We start from the raw sequence: 205 nt of genomic DNA, 5'->3' as shown, positions 1-205 counted from the left end.
GTGCCATCGGCATTGGCGATGGCGCTGCCGATCAGGGTGCCGTTGGCGTCATGCACCTCCACGCGAGTACCGGCAGGCGCGGAACCGGTGAGGGTGGTGCCGTCGGCATCGATGGCCAGGTTGCTCGGGCTGTCTGGCGCGGTGGTCAGCGGTACGTCGTACTCCACTGCCACGGAAGCGTTGCCGCTCGGGTCGGTCTGCACCA

General features: G+C 68.3%; 1 protein-coding gene. It reads right to left on the bottom strand.

What is annotated here, in order from left to right; genetic code table 11:
• Positions 1-205: Ig-like domain-containing protein (locus JOY50_RS28965; protein ID WP_243056222.1), on the bottom strand; the 205-nt coding region annotated here is incomplete at both ends.

This window comes from Pseudomonas sp. BP01 (assembly GCF_022760795.1).
In the GTDB taxonomy this organism is placed as follows: Bacteria; Pseudomonadota; Gammaproteobacteria; order Pseudomonadales; family Pseudomonadaceae; genus Aquipseudomonas; species Aquipseudomonas putida_Q.
The sequence above is the reverse complement of the archived record's forward strand: the minus strand, read 5'-3'. Positions and strand labels throughout refer to the sequence as shown.